This is a genomic window from Hydrogenophaga palleronii NBRC 102513, from assembly GCF_001571225.1.
Lineage (GTDB): Bacteria > Pseudomonadota > Gammaproteobacteria > Burkholderiales > Burkholderiaceae_C > Hydrogenophaga > Hydrogenophaga palleronii.
Map to the genome: position 1 here is coordinate 1 of NZ_BCTJ01000055.1, position 14,078 is coordinate 14,078.

Consider the following 14,078-nt stretch of genomic DNA (forward strand, 5'->3'; position numbering starts at 1 on the left):
CAGGGGGGTGCGCCCCGTCAAGCCACCCCAGGGTTGCCGTCCATGCCGATGATGCGCGGCGTGTTGATCTTGACGTTCTTGATGACCTTCTTCTCGCGCAGGTAACCCGAGACCACGTCCCAGATCGGCTCGCCCTGCGCGCCCTCCTGCACCGACGCCCAGCCCGCGACCTTGTAGGTCTTGTTGGCGTCGATCGGCTTGCCCTTGAGCGTCATGTTGTTGATGCGTGCACCCATCGCCGCCGTAGGTGTGACGGTATATTGCAGGCCGCCCACGCGCACCATGTCGCCGCCCTGCTGGTAGTAGGGATCGGGGTTGAAGATGTTGTCGGCCACGTCTTCCAGGATGGTCTTGATCTGTTCACCGCTGAAGGTGTTGAGCGTGGTGGCCGGGTAGGTCATGGCCATCTGGTCCATCATGGCGTCGTAAGTGATCACGTCACCCGGCAGCAGCGAGGTGCCCCAGCGCACGCCGGGCGAGAACGCGATGTCGGCGCCCTTGTTCTGCATCAGCGCGTCGCAGATGATCTGGTCCCACGAGCCGTTGAAGTTGCCGCGGCGGTACAGCAGCTCTTCCGTGACCGCGAGCTTCTCGTCGAGCTTGGCCTGGTAGGGTGCGCGCACCTTGTCGATGTGGGCCTGCATCGCGGCGTCGGGTGCGATGAGGTTGGAGAAGATCGGCAGCAGCTTGTAGCGGAAGTCCTGCACCTTGCCGCCGCGCACGTCGAAGTCGAGCACGCCGAGGAACTTGCTGTTGGAGCCGGCGTTGGTCACCAGGGTCTGGCCGCCACCGTTCTTCACGATGGTGGGCGCGGGCATGCCGTCGTGCGTGTGGCCGCCGAGGATGGCGTCGATGCCGCGCACGCGCGAAGCCATCTTGATGTCCACGTCCATGCCGTTGTGCGACAGCACCACGACCACCTGTGCGCCCTTGCCGCGCGCCTCGTCCACCATCTTCTGCATGTGCTCGTCCTGGATACCGAAGGTCCAGTCGGGCACCATGTAGCGCGGGTTGGCGATGGGGGTGTAGGGAAAGGCCTGGCCGATCACGGCAACCTGCACGCCGTTCATCTCGCGCATGGCATACGGCTTGAACACCAGGTCTTCGAAGTCGGTGGTCTTGACGTTCTGCGCCAGGAATTCAACCTGGTCCTTGAAGTCTTTCTGGACGATCTCCTCCACGCGCTTGGCGCCGAAGGTGAACTCCCAGTGCGGCGTCATCATGTTCACGCCCAGCAGCTTGCAGGCATCCACCATGTCCTGGCCGTTGGTCCAGAGCGAGGTGGCCGAGCCCTGCCAGGTGTCGCCGCCGTCAAGCAGCAGTGCGTGCGGGCGGCTGGCCTTGAGCTGCTTGACCAGCGTGGCCAGGTGGGCGAAGCCGCCGACTTTGCCGTAGGTCTTGGCGGCCTGGCTGAAGTTCAGGTACGAGAACGCGTGCGCGCTGGCCGTGCCGGGCTGGATGTTGAAGTGCTTGAGCAGCTGCTCGCCCACGATGTGCGGCGGACGGCCCACCGCGTCGGCCACGCCCAGGTTGACGTTGGGCTCGCGGAAGTAGATCGGCTGCAGCTGCGCGTGGCAGTCGGTGAAATGCAGGAAGCTCACGTTGCCGAAGGTCGGCACCTCGTACAGCTTCTCGCCCGCGCCGGGTGCGGCGGCGAGCACATCGCGGTGGTTGAGGGCCATGCCGGTGGCGCTGGCCACGGCGAGCACCTGCATGAATTCACGGCGACTGAAACTCATCTCTGTCCTTCTTCAATGGATCACGGGGGGTGAAAAAAACGGCGCCCCGGCCCGCACGGTGTGCGCCCGGGGCGTGTCGGTGGAACCGGGGTCCGGTTTATTTGTTTACGGGCGATGCCGGGTCAAGCAACAGCGCCATCACGTCCTGCAGCTGTTTCTGGTTCAGGATGGCCATGTGGCCCACGCGCGGCATCTGCGAGCAGGCGTTGTAGGCACGGGCGTTCCAGAGCTTGCCCCAGGTGTATTCGACGATGGCCTTGCCACCGGCGCTGTTCGGGTCGGTCACGCCGCGCAGCTTGCCGTAGTTGTAGAGGCTCGGGCCCAGGGTGCCGAAGGAGATTTCTTCCTTGCTGATCTGGTGGCAGTTGTAGCAGTTGCCACCGTTGGCGGTGGTGGCGGTGTCGGTCCAGGTCAGGCCGCGGCCGCTCTGAGCGATCTTCTCGCCCTCTTTCCAGTCGCCGATGAACTTGCCGTCGGTGGGCCACTTCACGGTCTTCATGTTGGCCGCTTCAATGGCCTTGGCCACGGCCGCGTCGATGGGCTTGCCCGCCACATCGGCGGCAGCGCATTCGCGGTTGGCGTCGTCCTGCACCAGGCGGTCGAGCTTGGCGATGCCACGCTCCTGGAAGGAGTTCTTGAGGATGTCGGCGGTGGCCTTGTCGTAGTCGGCGGCCGAGGGCGACGAGGTGCAGGCAGACAGCGCGATCGCTGCCACGGGCAGCAGGGCCAATGCAAAGGTCTTGTTCATGATCGGTGTCTCCGGTTCAGCGCTTGATGGCGGGCACGATGGACTCGGCGCTCTTGGCGTTCACACCCATGTAGGTGCTCAGCGCAATGGTCGCGTCGCTGCCGAACTTGGGCTCGGGCCAGCGCATCTGGCGGAAACAGTCGTTCAAACGCAGCTGCATGCCCCACATCTGCGAGTTGGACACGCGGTAGGCCGGCCAGGCGGCAAAGCCGATGCCGTCGCCCGGGTTCTTGGTGAGGTTGGGCAGGTCTTGCAGGCGGATGCGTTTGTCGCTCTCGCCGTGGCACGAGGCGCACGAGAAGTCGTGCGTGCCGCCGCGCGTGAAGAACAGGCGCTTGCCGGTTTCGTACATCGCGCGCTCGGCGGCGTGCGATTGCGGCAGGTTGAATTTCATGCCCTTGGAGGCGGTGGCCACATAGGTGGCGAGCGCGGTCACGTTGGCCATCTCGTCGCGGCCGAAGCGCGTCTTGGCGATCTCGGCGCCGTTGAAGCCCTGCAGCGTTTCCATGCAGGTGACCAGGCGAGACTCCAGGTCCTGCACGCGGCCGGTGTCCTTGAAGAAGCGCGGCAGCTCGACGAACACGCCTTCAATGACGCCCGGGCCCTTGCCCAGGTCGCACTTTTCAAGCGACACGTTCTTCGGACCCCGTTTCTGTTTCCAGAGCTCCTCGCCCTTCATCTCGAACAGTTCGGCGGGGTTGCCGTCCTGCAGCATCTCGCGGTATTTGGCGATGCCTTCGGCGGTGGCGTCCTGGGCCTGCGCAGCACCTGCGGCCATCAGGCCACCGAGCACCAGCGCGGCGGGAGCAAGCTGGAATTTCATGGGGTGTCTCCTCGTGTAGTTATCGAAAATGCGGTGGAGCGAAATCTCCAGAGTCACCGCGGAACCGGCTTTGCCGGGCCGCTGGTGACGCCCCCTTGAGGGGGTCGCGCGCAGCGCGGCGGGGGTGGGTCAGGCGATGCTGGCTTCGTCGGTGCGCGTGTCGCCCTTGGTGTCGGTCCACTTCACGGTGACCTTGTCGCCCTTGGCGGCACCCTTGAACTTGAACGACAGGAACGGGTTCTGTGCCACCGCGCCGGAGAACATCGAGCTCAGCACGACCTTGCCGTTGTGGGTGGCTTGCACTTCCTTGATGAAGTGCGCGGGAATGAGGGCGCCGGCAGCGTCGCGGCGGGTGCCCGGCTCCATGACGTGGGACATGAGAATGCGGACAGTGGTTTCGTCACCGGCGAGGGCGGCGCGGATGCGCATCGGATCGGCCATGATGGACTCCTGAATTTCGGGTGTGAATGGGTATGGAGAAGAAAGGTCGGGGATGGAGGGCGATCAGCCGCCGCAACCACCCAGGGTGACCTTGGTTTCCTTGGTGGCGGAGTACAGCTTGCCGTCGGCCTTGACCACGGCGATCACGTTGCTGCTCTGGCCCATCTTCAGGCGGGTCTGCACTTCGGGCTCGGTGCCTGCGGGGATGACGAAACCGGCCGACAGCGGCATCGGGTTCTTCTCGACGATCAGGTAGATCTCGGTCGTGTTGGGCAGCTTGCTGGTGGCGCCCACCGGCACGACGGCGCCGTTTTCGGCGATGTCGGGTGCGACCACAGTCACCTGGTCGCTGTTGGCGGGCGTGCCACCGATGGCCTTGAGGGCTTCGGGCAGGGTCTTGACTTCAAAACCGGCGCGGTCCACCGCAGCCTGGGCCTGGCTCTGGGTGATGAGGCCCAGCGACACGAGTGTGGCAAAGGCCCCGGTGGTCTTGAGGGCGACTCGGCGTGAGTTGTTCATGTTGAGCTCCTGGTGAGAAAGAAAAAAAATGGGGCGAAGTTTACTTGTCGGGGGCACCGGCGAGGATCCAGCCGGCGAGCAGTTTGAGCTCGTCGTCCTTCAGATTCGGCTGTGGGGGCATTGGCACCGGGCCGTACATGCCGGAACCGCCCGACTTGATGCGTGCGACCACGGCCTCCAGCGCACCGGCCTGCCCCTTGTGCTTGGCGGCCACGTCCTTGTAAGACGGGCCAACCATCTTCTTGTCCACCGCATGGCAGGCCAGGCAGGCATTCTTGGTGGCCAGGGCCTTGGCGGCGGCAGCGTCCTGGGCTGCGGCGCCAGTGCTCCAGAGCACGCCAGTGGCGGCCAGGCACAGCAGGATCGGTTTCATGGACATAGCGTACGGTCTCCTTGTCGTGGGGGAAATGGGGTTTACGAGTAAATGCGCATATTTATAAGCAGGCAATCTCAGCCTGCCGTGAGCCCGTCAGGGCATCACGCAGCGGCCTTCGTCACTTGGGTCCGTCGGCGATCCATTTCGCGATCGCACGCGCATCGGCTTCGCTGAGCTGCGGCTGGGGCGGCATCGGCACCGCGCCATACACGCCGCTGCTACCACCGGTGATCTTGCCGCTCAGGTAGGCCTCGAGGTCGGCACGGCCCTTGTGCTTGGCCAGGATTTCGGTGAACGCAGGGCCGACGATCTTGTTGGCCACGCCATGGCAGGCGGTGCAGCTGTTCGCCGCCAGCAGGGCCTTGGGGTCGTTCACCGCTGGTGCGGCCGCTGCCACCACCACGGCGGTGGGCCGGGGACCGGTGCCCACCGGCGCCGTCGGCGCCGGCTTGGTCGTGTCGGCACCGCGCACCGGGCCGATGATCCGGTTCTGCTCCTGGATGTTGCCGTGCGCGTCGCGCGCAAAGTCGGGCAGCGAGGAGCGGATGGTGGATTCAACCGGGCAATCCTTCATGCAGGCCACGTTCTTCACATCGCCCTTGCCTTCGAGCTTCCACAGCGGCTCGTGGAACACCATGCCGTTGCGGTTGGGCATGCGCTTCTGCACCTCGGCGATGTTCTGGTCGCTCAGCGTGAAGTCGTCCGGCACCACCTCGGCCAGGCTCAGGATGTAGGCCGTGACCGCGTAGACCTCGTCGGTCTTCAGTGTCTTGGGCGCGTTCCAGGGCATGGCGCGGTTGATGTAGTCCCACAGCGTGGAGAGCGTGGCCACCTTCATCATGGTGGTCTTCTGCGGGAAGATGCTGCCGGGCTCCAGGTTCTTCACGCGGCCGCGCTCGATGTCGGCCTTGGTGGTGCCGCCGACGATGGGCGTGAACACCTCGTTGGATTCACCGAAGCTGCCGTGGCAGGACGCGCACTGCGCCTCCCACACCCGCTCGCCCTGCTCGACCGTGCCGGCGCCCTTGGGCAGGCCCTTGAAGTCGGGCCGCACGTCGATGTCCCAGGCCTTCACCTCGGCCTTGGTGGCGTCACGGCCGATCTCGTGCCAGGGTTTGTCTTGCGCCAGCACAGGGCCGGAGAAGGCAACGGTGAGGGCAGCGAGCAGCGCGCCGGAAATGCCGCGGAACCGGTTGCGCCGGGCGGCAGGCGTAGTCCCCTGGAGGGCGGATGCGGTGACACGCAGTGAGCGAGCGACGGGGGTGTTCATCAAAATACCTGCACGTTGGAGACTTCGCCGCTTTCGGCCACGCGCCACGACTGGATGGCGTTCTGGTGGTAGATCGAGCGCGTGCCGCGCACCGCGCGCAGCTGGTTGATCTTGGGCTGCACATAACCCGTGCTGTCGATGGCGCGGCTTTGCAGCACAGCGGGCTTGCCGTCCCACACCCAGTCGATGTTGAAACGCGTCAGCGCCTTGGGCAGCACCGGCCCTTCGATGCGGGCCGTGCGCCAGTTGCGCCCGCCGTCCACGCTCACGTCCACACGTTTGATCGCGCCCCGGCCCGACCACGCCAGGCCGGTGATGTTGTAGTAACCCTTGTCCAGCAAGGTCTGGCTGCCCGAGGGCGTGGTGATCACGCTCTTGCATTCCTGGATGCCGGTGTACTGGCGGTGCGTGCCGTCGGGCATGTGATCGATGTAGTGCACCGCCTCGTCCTTGGTGGCCCACTTCTGGTCGCCCACTTCCAGCCGGCGCAGGTACTTGACCCAGCTCACGCCCTGGATGCCCGGCACCACCAGGCGCAGCGGGTAGCCGTTTTCCGGGCGCAGCATCTCGCCGTTCATGGCCCAGGCCACGATGCAGTCGTCCATGGCGCGGTCGATGTCGATGGTGCGCGTCATCGACGAACCATCGGCCCCTTCGGCCAGCACGTACTTGCCATTCTTCTTGTCGTAACCACACATCTCCAGCAGGGTGGAGAGCAGCACGCCGGTGAATTCGCAGCAGCTCACCATGCCGTGCGTGTACTGCACCGAGGGCAAGGCCACGTTGCCCCATTCGGGCGCGGAGTTGGCGCCGCATTCGATGAAGTGGATGCGCGAGACGCTGGGCAGGCGCATCAGGTCGTCCATGGTGAAGACACGTTCGCGCTTGACCAGGCCGTTGACCATCAGCCGGTGCTGCGAAGGATCGATGTCCCACCAGCCCTGGTGGTGGCGCTCGAAGTGCAGGCCGCTGGGCGTGATGATGCCGAACAAGCCCTGCAGCGGCGTGAAGCTCACCGAAGCCTGCGGCACGCGCGTGAGCCCCGGGCTCTGGCGGCGCTGCAGGTTGGCCTCCCACTTGCTGGGCTTGCCATAGCCGTCGGTGGCGACGGACTGGCCCAGGCCGGTGCTGTGCGCGGGCAGCTTGAGGATGGCGTCTTCGCCTTCGGCAGCAAGCGCGCGCGTGGACGCGGCGGCGGTGCTCACCGCACCGGCGCCCATGGCCAGGGCCTTGCCCATGAAGCTGCGCCGCGCCTTGCGGGCCTGCTCCAGCTTCTCGGCGCTCAAGTGGTTTTCGGGGGCGGGCAGAACGCGCCCGATGACATCGCTCAGGTCTCTGGACACTGTATTTTTTCCTGGTGGGATGCGAGAAGCGGCAACGCCGCCTTCCATGCCCGCGACTATATTAGTCTTTGCTGATATTCGGATAGGTGAAAACCCCAACAAGCCGGATCCGCAGGGTTTTCACGGTGGACCGCCCCGCTCCAGATAGGCAGGATTCAATATCCAAACATTCGCACCTGCTGATACTCAAGCGCAGCCGGAGGCGTCTGCTACAGTTTTGGGCGCATTTACATTCCGACACCCCACTGGAGACCACGATGAAGAAACCGATGCAATGGCTGGCAGCCGGCGTGCTTTGCGCCGCCGCTGCCGGGGCGCAAGCCCAGGTCAATCAGATCAAGGTATGGGCCGCCGCCTGTGCCAACTGCCATGGCACCGATGGCCGCGCGGCACCGGGCGCCATTTCGCTGGCCGGCCAGAGCAAGAACGACCTGCTGCAGAAGCTGCTGGATTTCAAGGCCGGCAAGCGGCCCGCGACCATCATGCACCAGCTCTCCAAGGGCTACACCGATGAGCAACTGGCCGACATCGCCGGTTACTTCGCCGCCCAGAAGCCGTAAGAGGAGCCACACCATGTTGCAACGTCGTCAATTCGTTCAAACGCTGGGTGCCGGCTCTGCCGTCGCCGGTCTGGGTCTCATGAGCGGCTGCGCCACCTCGGCCGGTCGCGGTGCGAAGGTCGTGGTCGTCGGTGGCGGCTACGGTGGCGCCACCGCCGCCAAGTACGTGCGCCTGTTCTCCGACCACAACATCGAGGTGACCCTGGTCGAGCCCAACGCCAACTTCATCTCCTGCCCGATCTCCAACATGGTGCTCGGCGGCCACAAGACCATGGCCGACATCACCGTGCCCTACGAGAACCTGAGCAAGCGCCACGGCGTGAAGGTGGTGCGCGACATGGTCGCCAGCATCGACCCGGAGAAGCGCACGGTCAAACTCGCCAGCGGTGGTGAACTGGCCTACGACCGCCTGATCCTCTCGCCCGGCATCGACTTCATGTGGGACACCCTGCCCGGCATGGCCAAGGCCGGCGCCACCGACAAGGTGCTGCACGCCTGGAAAGCCGGCCCGCAGACCGTGGCCCTGCGCCAGCAGCTTGAAGCCCTGCCCGACGGCGGCGTGTACGCGCTGTCGATCCCGCTGGCACCGTACCGCTGCCCGCCCGGCCCGTACGAGCGCGCCTGCATGGTGGCGAGCTACTTCAAGAAGGCCAAGCCCAAGAGCAAGGTCGTGATCTTCGACGGCAACAACGACATCACCTCCAAGAAGGGCCTGTTCATGAAGGCCTGGGACGAGCACTACAAGGGCATCATCGACTACCGACCCAAGCACAAGCTGGTGGACGTGGACGCCGCGACCAACACCCTGAAGTTCGAGTTCAACGACGACTTCAAGGCCGGCGTGGCCAACGTGATCCCGGCGCAGCGCGCGGGCGAGATCGCGGTGAAGACCGGCCTGGCCACCGCCAACGCACGCTGGTGCGAGGTGGACTTCCTGACCTTCGAATCCAAGGTCGCGAAGAACATCCACGTGCTGGGCGATGCGATCCAGATCGCACCGGCCATGCCCAAGTCGGGCCACATGGCGAACCAGCACGGCAAGACCTGCGCGGCGGCCGTGGTCTCGCTGCTGCAAGGCAAGGAGCCGCCGTCGCTGCCGCTGTACGCCAACACCTGCTACAGCTTCGTCACCGCCACCGACGTGGTGCACGTCGCCAGCGTGCACAAGTACGACGCGGCACAGAAGACCATGCTGGCCGTGCCCGGATCGGGTGGCGTCTCCAGCGCGGCCAGTGCCCTGGAAGGCGCTTATGCCATGGCCTGGGCCAACAACATCTGGGCCGACATGCTGGCCTGATCGCGGCGCCCGCGCCACACACCGAAGCCCCGCCCTGGCGGGGCTTTTTCTTGTGCCCTCCCGGCTCGCAAAGCGGTTTTATCCGGCCGGGGCTTGACCCTGTACCGGCTCCAGGGATTCCAATGGACCTGTCTCCGAGGAAAACCATGAAGAATCCACACGCTCCCGACACCGCCGGCCACCCCGTAACCCACTCTCACGAGCACGAGCACGAGCACGAGCACGAGCACGAGCACGGCGATGGTGCTGCGCATGCGCATGCGCAGGCGCCATCCGCCCCTGGTGACTGCTGCAGCGCCCCGGTGGCCCTGAACCCGTCTCCCGCCGCCCCCGCCGTCCCCGGCGAACTGCTGCTGCGCATTCCGGCCATGGACTGCCCGACGGAAGAAGGCCAGATCCGCCGCGCGCTCGAAGGCATGGACGCGGTGCTTGGCCTGCGCTTCGACCTGCCGGCGCGCACCCTGGGTGTGGACGCCCCTGCCGCGGCCTGGCCACCGGTGGTCGCGGCCATCGAAGCCGTCGGCCTGAAAACCGAACAGATCTCGGCCCCGCCCTCGGCCGAAGAAACCGCCGGCGCGCAGCGGCGCGAACTCACGCGCCTGATTGCCGCGCTGGTGGTGGCACTGGCCTCGGAGCTGATCCACTTCTTCACCCCCGAGACCTTGCTCTGGCAGCTGTTCGGCATGGGTGTGGCGGCAGTGGCCATCGCCCTGGCCGGCACCATGGTGTTCCGCAAGGGCCTGTCGGCACTGCGGCGCGGCACATTGAACATCAACGCGCTGATGGCGGTTGCCGTCACTGGCGCCTTCCTGATCGGCCAGTGGCCCGAAGCCGCGATGGTGATGGCGCTGTACTCGCTGGCCGAGCTGATCGAGGCGCGCTCGGTGGAACGCGCACGCAACGCCATTGCCGGCCTGATCTCGCTCTCGCCGCCGCAGGCCGAGGTGCGCCAGGCCGACGGCCAGTGGCTACTGCAGGAAGCCAAGTCGGTCGCCGTGGGCGCCTGGGTGCGCGTGAAGCCGGGTGAACGTTTTGCGCTTGACGGCCGCGTGACCGAAGGCCACAGCGCGGTCGACCAGTCGCCGGTCACGGGCGAGAGCATTCCGGTCGACAAGGGGCCGGGCGACGAAGTCTTTGCCGGCACCATCAACCAGCAAGGCGCCCTGTCGTTCGAGGTGACGCGGCCCGCCAGCGACACGGTGCTGGCGCGCATCATCCACGCGGTGGAGCAGGCGCAGGGCAAACGCGCGCCCACGCAGCGTTTCGTCGACCGCTTCGCCGCCGTCTACACACCCGCCGTGTTTGCCTTCGCGCTGGCGGTGGCGGTGGGCGCGCCGCTGCTGTTCGGCTGGAGCTGGACCGACGCCATCTACAAGGCCCTGGTGCTGCTGGTGATCGCCTGCCCGTGTGCGCTGGTGATCTCCACGCCGGTCACGGTGGTCAGCGGCCTGGCCGCGGGTGCGCGCCGCGGCATCCTGATCAAGGGTGGCGTGTACCTCGAAGAAGCCCGCCGCCTGAAAACCGTGGCGGTCGACAAGACCGGCACCATCACCGAAGGCAAGCCGCGCCTGGTGGCGCAGAGCGCGCCCGGCGGTGGTGCCGCCACCGAAGAAGTGCAGGCCATCGCGGCCAGCATCGCCGGCCGCTCCGACCACCCGGTGTCCCAGGCCATCGCCACGGGCCTGGCCGCCACCGCCCTGCCGGTTGAAGGTTTCGGTGCCGAGGTGGGCCGCGGCGTGTTCGGCAACGTCGGCGGCCAGCCCTACGTGCTGGGCAACCACCGCTGGATCGAAGAACGCGGCCAGTGCACACCCGAACTCGAGGCGCAGATGCAGGCCCATGAAGACCAGGGCCGCACCGTCACGCTGCTGGCCGGCGCGCAAGGCGTGCTGGCGCTGTTTGCCGTGGCCGACACGACCAAGGACACCAGCCGCGACGCCATCAGCGAGCTGAGCGCCCTGGGCATCCGCACCGTGATGCTGACGGGCGATAACCCGGCCACCGCGCGCCACATCGGGGCCCAGGTCGGCATCAGCGAGGTGCGCGCCAACCTCCTGCCGCAGGACAAGCTTGACGCGGTGGAGGCGCTGCGCACGCAGGGCGCGGTCGGCATGGTGGGCGACGGCATCAACGACGGCCCGGCGCTGAGCGCCGCCGACATCGGCTTCGGCATGGGCGGCGCGGGCAGCGACACGGCCATGGAAGCGGCCGACGTGCTGATCATGAACGACGACCTGCGCAAGCTGCCCGAGACGGTGCGCCTGTCGCGCCGCACGCATGCCGTGCTGTGGCAGAACATCGTGCTGGCGCTGGGCATCAAGGCGGTGTTCCTGGTGTTGGCCTTGTTCGACAACGCCACCATGTGGATGGCGGTGTTCGCCGACATGGGCGCCAGCCTGCTGGTGGTGTTCAACGGCCTGCGCCTGCTGCGCCCGGCGCGCGCGCCACGCTGAGCACGCCAGCAGCGGCAACCGTATACTTGCCACCGCGCCACCAGGCGCATCCGCTAGGGGTGTTGCACCGGTGTTCCGAACGCCGGCCGCGACTGAGAGAGTCCCTTTGAACCTGATTGAGGTAATCCTCGCGCAGGGAAGCAGGCCGGATCACCGCGGCCCGTCGTCACACCACACACGCCGGGCCTGCACCGGCCCCGCCCACCTGCTTCAACCATCTTGCTTGGAGCATTTCCATGGCCACCGCCACGCCTTCCTCCCCGGCCAACCAGGCCCTGACCCCCGTGCCCGCCGGCAACCGGGTGTTCCACTTCCACGAACACGCCGCGCTCTGGTTCAGCCTGGGAACCGGCCTGCTGGTGATGCAGATCGGCGCCTACCTGGTGCCCGCCGTGGGCACGCGCGACGCCGTCATCGCCATCATCCTGGGCTCGCTGATCGGTGCCGGCCTGCTGGCCTGGACCGCGCGGCTCGGCTGCCAGACCGGCCTGTCCAGCGCCGGCCTGATGCACGCCACCTACGGCAGCGCCTTCGCGCGCCTGCCGGTGCTGCTCAACATCGCGCAGCTGCTGGGCTGGACCACCTTCGAGCTGGTCATCATGCAGGAAGGCACGGTGGCCATCGCTACGCAGACGCTGGGCATGGAAGTAGACGGTTTCACCGGCAAGCTGCTGGCCACGCTGCTGTGGGGTGGTGTGCTGACCGCCTTGATGGCCGGCTCCATGCTCACGCTGGTGCGCCGCTTCGTCAGCCGCTTCATGCTGCCGCTGGTGATCGTTTCGCTCGCCTGGCTCACCTGGCAGTTCGGCACGCGCCTGGTAGCACAGGGCTTCGAAGGCTTCTGGAACCGCCCCGGTGCCGGTGGCATGGGCCTGTTCTCGGCCATGGACCTCGTGATCGCCATGCCGGTCTCGTGGCTGCCGCTGGTGGCCGACTACGCGCGCCACGGCAAACGCAGCTCCACCACCCTGAGCGGCACCTGGCTCGGTTTCGCCCTGGCCAACATCTGGTGCTACGCGCTGGGTGTGCTGGTGGTGAGCACGGTGGAGCCGGGCACCAACCTCGTGGGTTCGCTGCTGCTGGCCCAGGGTGGCCTGATCGCACTCGGCCTGATCCTGCTTGACGAGATGGACAACGCCTACGGCGACGCGCACTCGGGCGCGGTGTCGGTGCACAGCCTGCGCCCGCGCTGGAGCATCCGCGCCGCCGGCCTGGGTTTCGCCATCGTCTGCACCGCGCTCGCACTCGCGCTGCCGATCCACACGCTGGAGCCCTTCCTGCTGCTGCTGAGTTCGGTGTTCGTGCCGCTCTACGGCGTGATCCTCGGCCGCCTGGGCAGTGGCACACAGGTGCCGGGCGTCAACGCACGCACGGTGGACTGGAGCGCCGCCGCCCTGTGGCTGGCCGGCATTGCCACCTACCACCTGCTCAAGCAATTCGCCCCCGACATCGGCTCGGCCCTGCCCACCCTGGCCCTGACCTTCGTGCTGGCCGCGCTCACGCGGCCGCGCAATGCGGGCGGGCTGACCACCGCCAAGGCCTGACACACATGCCAGCAGCCCCCACGCTGTCCAGCGACACCCGGGAACCGGCGCTGCCGGGGCTCCGGTGTCGCGCCCCGCTCAGGGGGACGGTGACGCGGGGGGTATCAGCCGCGCCGTTGCTTGCGCTGGGCGACCGGCGCGTGGCCGTGGTTCAACGGCCCGTGGCCGGCGCCGGTGTAGACGTCGGCGCCTTGTTCGATGGCCTGCAGGATGTAGGCGCGCGCCAACGTCACCGCCTGGTCCAGCGGCGCGCCGAGCGCGAGATGGGCCGCAATGGCCGAGGACAGCGTGCAACCCGTGCCGTGCGTATTGCGGCTGTGGATGCGCGGCGAGGCCAGGCGCAGTGCGGGTACCTCACCATGCACCAGCAGGTCGGCCACCTCGTCGCCCGGCAGGTGGCCACCCTTGAGCAGCACCGCCCGCGTGCCCATGGCCAGCAGGTCACGCGCGGCGGCGTCGAGTTCGCCCGCATCGGCGATGGGCCGGCCAAGCAGCAGCGCGGCTTCGTCGAGGTTGGGGGTGACCACGGTGGCCAGCGGAAACAACTCGTCCACCAGCACCTGCACCGTCTCGGCCGCGATCAGGCGGTCACCGCTGGTGGCCACCATCACGGGGTCGAGCACCACCTGCTTCACACCGTAATGCCGCAGCGCCCAGGCCACGGTGCGCACGATGTCGGGAGCGTGCAGCATGCCGATCTTCACCGCGTCCACGCCGATGTCGTCGAGCACCGCGCTCAGTTGCGCCTTCAGCATCTCGGGCGGCACGCCGTGGATGCCGCTCACGCCCAACGTGTTCTGCGCCGTCAGCGCGGTGATGGCCGTCATGCCGTAGCAGCCCAGCGCGGCAAAGGTCTTCAGGTCGGCCTGGATGCCCGCGCCCCCGCCGCTGTCGGAGCCGGCAATGGAAAGCACACGGGTGTAGCGTTGCGGTTCTTGGTGGATCATGCCGGGATTCTAGAGACA

13 protein-coding genes and 1 riboswitch are annotated in these 14,078 nt (G+C 66.9%); of the genes, 4 read left to right on the plus strand and 9 right to left on the minus strand.

Features of this window, described 5'->3' with window-relative positions:
* Nucleotides 1-17: 17 nt before the first annotated feature.
* The 8 genes from soxB to soxC form a co-directional block, all read right to left on the minus strand.
* Complete coding sequence (gene soxB / locus HPA01S_RS21105; protein ID WP_066273242.1) at nucleotides 18-1,739, minus strand: thiosulfohydrolase SoxB; 1,722 nt, start codon at nucleotides 1,737-1,739, stop codon at nucleotides 18-20.
* A gap of 97 nt (nucleotides 1,740-1,836) precedes the next feature.
* The gene (gene soxX / locus HPA01S_RS21110) at nucleotides 1,837-2,487 is read right to left on the minus strand and encodes a sulfur oxidation c-type cytochrome SoxX (protein ID WP_066273244.1); all 651 of its coding nucleotides are present in this window, start codon (nucleotides 2,485-2,487) and stop codon (nucleotides 1,837-1,839) included.
* 16 nt (nucleotides 2,488-2,503) lie between these two features.
* Complete coding sequence (gene soxA, locus HPA01S_RS21115) at nucleotides 2,504-3,310, minus strand: sulfur oxidation c-type cytochrome SoxA (RefSeq protein ID WP_066273247.1); 807 nt, start codon at nucleotides 3,308-3,310, stop codon at nucleotides 2,504-2,506.
* Nucleotides 3,311-3,439: 129 nt separating this feature from the next.
* On the minus strand, nucleotides 3,440-3,751 hold the full coding sequence (gene soxZ / locus HPA01S_RS21120) for a thiosulfate oxidation carrier complex protein SoxZ (RefSeq protein ID WP_066273250.1): 312 nt from the start codon (nucleotides 3,749-3,751) through the stop codon (nucleotides 3,440-3,442).
* Between the two features lie 63 nt (nucleotides 3,752-3,814).
* A complete protein-coding gene (gene soxY / locus HPA01S_RS21125; protein WP_066273251.1) occupies nucleotides 3,815-4,270 on the minus strand; it encodes a thiosulfate oxidation carrier protein SoxY in 456 nt (151 codons plus the stop codon).
* A gap of 40 nt (nucleotides 4,271-4,310) precedes the next feature.
* Nucleotides 4,311-4,643, minus strand: coding sequence for a c-type cytochrome (locus HPA01S_RS21130; protein ID WP_066273259.1), 333 nt, complete (start codon nucleotides 4,641-4,643; stop codon nucleotides 4,311-4,313).
* 121 nt (nucleotides 4,644-4,764) lie between these two features.
* Complete coding sequence (locus HPA01S_RS21135; protein WP_084360889.1) at nucleotides 4,765-5,916, minus strand: c-type cytochrome; 1,152 nt, start codon at nucleotides 5,914-5,916, stop codon at nucleotides 4,765-4,767.
* On the minus strand, nucleotides 5,916-7,307 hold the full coding sequence (gene soxC / locus HPA01S_RS21140) for a sulfite dehydrogenase (RefSeq protein ID WP_066273252.1): 1,392 nt from the start codon (nucleotides 7,305-7,307) through the stop codon (nucleotides 5,916-5,918). Before soxC ends, HPA01S_RS21135 begins: the two co-directional genes overlap by 1 nt.
* Nucleotides 7,308-7,516: 209 nt before the next feature.
* Between soxC and HPA01S_RS21145 the strand changes: the two genes are divergently transcribed.
* The 4 genes from HPA01S_RS21145 to HPA01S_RS21160 all read left to right on the plus strand — a co-directional run bounded on the left by HPA01S_RS21145 (nucleotide 7,517) and on the right by HPA01S_RS21160 (nucleotide 13,113).
* A complete protein-coding gene (locus tag HPA01S_RS21145; protein ID WP_218005369.1) occupies nucleotides 7,517-7,819 on the plus strand; it encodes a c-type cytochrome in 303 nt (100 codons plus the stop codon).
* Between the two features lie 16 nt (nucleotides 7,820-7,835).
* Nucleotides 7,836-9,116 carry an NAD(P)/FAD-dependent oxidoreductase gene (locus tag HPA01S_RS21150; RefSeq protein WP_066273264.1) on the plus strand — a complete coding sequence of 427 codons (1,281 nt, stop codon included), beginning with the start codon at nucleotides 7,836-7,838 and terminating at the stop codon, nucleotides 9,114-9,116.
* A gap of 146 nt (nucleotides 9,117-9,262) precedes the next feature.
* On the plus strand, nucleotides 9,263-11,569 hold the full coding sequence (locus HPA01S_RS21155) for a heavy metal translocating P-type ATPase (protein WP_066273254.1): 2,307 nt from the start codon (nucleotides 9,263-9,265) through the stop codon (nucleotides 11,567-11,569).
* Between the two features lie 45 nt (nucleotides 11,570-11,614).
* A riboswitch (TPP riboswitch) is annotated at nucleotides 11,615-11,725 on the plus strand.
* Nucleotides 11,726-11,805: 80 nt separating this feature from the next.
* Complete coding sequence (locus HPA01S_RS21160; RefSeq protein ID WP_066273256.1) at nucleotides 11,806-13,113, plus strand: purine-cytosine permease family protein; 1,308 nt, start codon at nucleotides 11,806-11,808, stop codon at nucleotides 13,111-13,113.
* Between the two features lie 104 nt (nucleotides 13,114-13,217).
* Here the strand turns inward: HPA01S_RS21160 and thiD are convergent, their stop codons facing one another.
* Complete coding sequence (gene thiD / locus HPA01S_RS21165; protein ID WP_066273257.1) at nucleotides 13,218-14,060, minus strand: bifunctional hydroxymethylpyrimidine kinase/phosphomethylpyrimidine kinase; 843 nt, start codon at nucleotides 14,058-14,060, stop codon at nucleotides 13,218-13,220.
* Between the last annotated feature and the right edge of the window lie 18 nt (nucleotides 14,061-14,078).